The organism is Streptomyces sp. NRRL WC-3549, from assembly GCF_000721935.1.
In the GTDB taxonomy this organism is placed as follows: domain Bacteria; phylum Actinomycetota; class Actinomycetes; order Streptomycetales; family Streptomycetaceae; genus Streptomyces.
Genome location: NZ_KL585387.1, coordinates 181,908 through 185,939, shown reverse-complemented (window position 1 = coordinate 185,939; position 4,032 = coordinate 181,908). Strand labels below are relative to the sequence as shown.

The window sequence follows — 4,032 nt, the reverse complement described above, 5'->3', positions numbered from 1 at the left end:
CGGCAGGGTCACGGAGCGCACGAGCCCGCCGTATCCGGAGGTGTCGCCGCCGTTGTTCGCGCCGAACATGCCCTTGCGTACGCCGATGACCTCGCCGGAGCGGTCGTTGGGGGCGGGCACCTGGCCGCTGTTGGTGTTCAGTTCCTCGCTCACCGCAGCAGCCCCTTCATCTCGATGAGGGGGAGCGCCTTGAGGGCCGCCTCCTCCGCCTCGCGGGCCGCCTCCTCGGCGTTGACCCCGAGCTTGGTGCTCTGGATCTTCTGGTGGAGCTTGAGGATGGCGTCCATCAGCATCTCGGGACGCGGCGGGCATCCCGGCAAATAGATATCGACCGGAACAATATGATCAACACCCTGAACAATGGCGTAATTGTTGAACATCCCGCCCGAAGACGCGCAAACGCCCATGGAGATGACCCACTTGGGGCCCGGCATCTGGTCGTAGACCTGCCTCAGGACGGGCGCCATCTTCTGACTGACCCGGCCCGCGACGATCATCAGGTCCGCCTGCCGCGGTGAGCCGCGGAAGACCTCCATGCCGAAGCGGGCCAGGTCGTAGCGCCCGGCCCCGGTGGTCATCATCTCGATGGCGCAGCAGGCGAGACCGAAGGTGGCGGGGAAGACGGACGACTTCCGCACCCACCCGGCGGCCTGCTCGACAGTGGTCAGAACGAAGCCGCTCGGCAGCTTCTCTTCGAGTCCCATGGTGTGCCCCTCAGCCCCTCAGTCCCATTCCAGGCCGCCCCGGCGCCACACATACGCGTAGGCGACGAAGACGGTGAGCACGAAGAGCAGCATCTCCACGAGCCCGAAGATCCCCAGGGCGTCGAAGGTGACCGCCCAGGGATAGAGGAAGACGATCTCGATGTCGAAGACGATGAACAGCATCGCCGTCAGGTAGTACTTGATGGGGAAGCGGCCGCCTCCGGCCGGCGTGGGTGTCGGTTCGATACCGCACTCGTACGCTTCGAGCTTTGCCCGGTTGTACCGCTTGGGGCCGATAAGCGTGGCCATGACCACGGAGAAGATCGCAAACCCTGCCCCGAGGGCGCCGAGCACGAGGATGGGCGCGTAGGCATTCACGCTCCTCGCTCCTTCCAGTCGTCCTTGACCGTTGGACCGCATCGGGCGACCGGCTCGCCACCTCATCAAGATCGTGCACATGTGAGGCAGTTCACAAGCCCGACTGCCCCGCATCCTATGCCCGCCGCCCTGTGATCTGCGACACGGGGTGCGCCAACGTCTTTGTGATCTCCACCACCTGACGAACGATCATGAAGTCGGATGAGCGGTGATCTTCACACGCGAAGGGGTCGAGTGATCACGAGACGTGACATCCATGGGTGTCGTGGCAGGTCAGAGGGGCCTCGCCCTATCAATCGACCGACAGTGCAAGCAAATTGGCGCTGGACGCGATCATGGTGATATAGGGAGCGGCCGGGTCCGCCCCCCACCCGGACGGGGGGCACCGGGTACCGATGTGGACAATGCGCACGTATTCACGAGCTCCCGGACCGACCCACCCGACGGCACCCGACCACCCCGTCCGGCAACCGGACATGACTCACCAACAGGACATGTGGCCACAAGCGGCACCCCCGCGCGGGACGCGGGCGCGCGGTCGCCCCGCCGGCGGGGCGCGCACTGTGACCTGCGTCACCGGAGGGGCGGGGGCGGGAGAAGCGGGCTTGGCCAACCGCGCGAACGGATGGTAGGTGGCGGGCAATTCGGACGTATTGCCGAAAACCCGTGATCACCACCATGATCACCAGAGTCCGTTTTGCCCGCTAGGGCGTCAATGAGGGCCGCAAATAAGCGGATTCACAGGTTCCGAACGTAACTGTGTCGCAACACACGTTTCTTGATGGGACCCCTACAGCCCTGATAGCGCTAGTACCCATGTCCCACACCGCTCACATACCCAGCCACCGGAAGCCCCGTCAGAGCGCCTCGAAGACCGCGCTGCGGGCAGGAGTTGCCGGTGGCGTCCTCAGCACCATCGCGGTCGCGGGTGCCGCCGGGCCGGCTCAGGCCGAGCCGGTGACCCAGACCATCGAGATGCCCACCATCACCGCCGGGCTCTCCACCGCCGTGGCCGCGTCGGCCCAGGCGACGCAGCAGGTCGCGCTCGACCTCGAGACGCAGGCCGCACAGGAGGCCGCGGCGGCCGACGCCGCCAAGACCGCCAAGAAGGCCAAGGCGGAGGCCGTCCGCAAGGCCGAGGCCAAGAAGAAGGCGGAAGCCGCCGCCAAGGCCAAGGCCGCGGCGGAGGCCGCCGAGCGCGCCTCCCGCAGCGCCGCGCGCACCACGCTCAGCCCCTCCACCGGTTCGTCCTCCGGCTCCTCCTCGACCGCCGCCTCCACGACGTCGTACTCCTCCAGCGCCACCGGCTCCGCGGCCTCCGTCGTCGCGTTCGCCCAGGCTCAGGTCGGCGACGCCTACGTCTCCGGCGGCACCGGCCCCAACTCGTGGGACTGCTCCGGGCTCGTCCAGGCCGCCTTCCGCACGGTGGGCGTGGACCTGCCGCGTGTCTCGCAGAGCCAGTCGACGGCCGGCACCCAGGTCTCGCTCGGCAACCTCCAGCCCGGCGACATCCTGTACTGGGGCGGCGCGGGCAGCGCGTACCACGTGGCGATCTACGTGGGCGGCGGCCAGTTCGTCGGCGCGCAGAACTCCAGCACCGGTGTGGTGCAGAAGTCGCTGGACTACGACCCGCCGTCGGGCGCGGTCCGCGTTCTCTGATTCACAAGCGGTCGCGTCCCGCCCACTTCGGGTCAGTCCGGCGGGTCGAGACTGCCGGGCGGACCGCCGGGGCCGGCACGTCCGCCACGAAGGGCCGTCACCCCCCGCTCGGGGTGACGGCCCTTCGTCCTACCCGGCCCACGCGCCGTCCGCCGGCCTTCGCACGCGCACCGGCCGTGTCCGCGCCCCGGTACGCTCACCGGCCGTCAGGCTCCGGCGCGGACCCCGGCCTCCGGTTCCCCGGCGCCTTCCCTCTCCCCGGCCCGGTTCGGGCCGAGTGGCAAGGACGCCCCCCGCACGGCGGCCTCACGGCGCAGCAGCAACGCCCCGGCCACACAGGTGAGCCCGGCCAGCACGAAACCGTACGCCGGGGTCGAGCCCGAGGGCTGCGTCTCGTAGACCAGCGCCGCCGAGAGTACTACGACCACGTCGCGGACCCTGCTCGCGCCCGCGGTCGCGGCGAGCACCACCGTGCCCCAGAGCAGGTACCACGGCTGCACCATCGAGGAGAGCGCCACCAGGCCCACCAGCCCGAGGCCGAGCCCGTGCGCCGGTTCCAGGCGTCCGGCGGCGGATCGCCACGCCAGCACCAGGACGAGGGCGACCCCCGCCGCCAGCCCCAGGTTCTGCACGGCGGCCTTGACCGGGTCGGGGTCGGTTCCGGCGAGGAGTCGCAGGAGGTGGCCGAGTCCCAGCCCGATGTCGCTGCTGGCCGAGAGCGCGGTGTGGATCCGCCCCGCCACGCCCTGGGTCCTCACCCAGCCGAAGCCGGTCCCGGCGGCCAGGGTCGCCAGCAGCACGACGGCCCCGGCCACCGCCCCGGGGCCCAGCAGCCCCTTCGCCACCCGGCGCGCGGGACCACCGGCGGCGGCCCGGCCCACCACGACGGCGGTGAACAACAGGGCCACCGCGGCCGGGGACTTGACCATCACGGCCAGGGCGATGAGCACCGAGCCGGCGATCCACCTCCCCCGCAGCACCAGCACGGTCCCGGCCAGCATCAGGCCGATCATCAGCCCGTCGTTGTGGAGCCCGCCGGCCACGTGCATCAGCAGCAGCGGGTTGAGCGCCCCCAGCCACAGCGCGGCACCCGGGTCACGGCCGTGCTCACGGGCGAGGTGGAGCAGGGCCCAGGCGATCAGCGCCAGTGCCGCGAGGGCGATCAGCCGCATCGCGAGGACGGCGGGCACGATCGTGCCCCCGGTCGCCCAGGCGACCCCCCGCGCCAGGAGCAGGAAGAACGGGCCGTACGGGGCCGGGGTGTCGGTCCAGTGGCCGCCGACACTCGCGG

Annotated in this window: 4 protein-coding genes and 1 pseudogene; 1 reads left to right on the top strand and 4 read right to left on the bottom strand. The window is 70.4% G+C overall.

The genetic code is table 11. The features are described 5' to 3' along the window. The 3 genes and pseudogenes from IH13_RS0106245 to IH13_RS0106235 all read right to left on the bottom strand — a co-directional run. A pseudogene (locus IH13_RS0106245) lies at window positions 1-153 on the bottom strand (NADH-quinone oxidoreductase subunit C); the annotation flags it as partial. After that, the gene (locus tag IH13_RS0106240) at window positions 150-704 is read right to left on the bottom strand and encodes a NuoB/complex I 20 kDa subunit family protein (protein WP_031081730.1); all 555 of its coding nucleotides are present in this window, start codon (window positions 702-704) and stop codon (window positions 150-152) included. The pseudogene IH13_RS0106245 and the gene IH13_RS0106240, both read right to left, overlap by 4 nt. 18 nt (window positions 705-722) lie before the next feature. Continuing rightward, window positions 723-1,082, bottom strand: coding sequence for an NADH-quinone oxidoreductase subunit A (locus IH13_RS0106235; protein ID WP_003992243.1), 360 nt, complete (start codon window positions 1,080-1,082; stop codon window positions 723-725). A gap of 816 nt (window positions 1,083-1,898) precedes the next feature. Here IH13_RS0106235 and IH13_RS0106230 point away from each other — a divergent pair. Next, window positions 1,899-2,741: a C40 family peptidase gene (locus IH13_RS0106230; protein ID WP_031081727.1), complete on the top strand. Its 843-nt coding sequence runs from the start codon at window positions 1,899-1,901 to the stop codon at window positions 2,739-2,741. Between the two features lie 206 nt (window positions 2,742-2,947). Here the strand turns inward: IH13_RS0106230 and mptB are convergent. After that, window positions 2,948-4,032 (bottom strand): polyprenol phosphomannose-dependent alpha 1,6 mannosyltransferase MptB (gene mptB, locus IH13_RS0106225; RefSeq protein WP_031081725.1); only part of this gene is annotated, 1,085 nt, incomplete at its 5' end.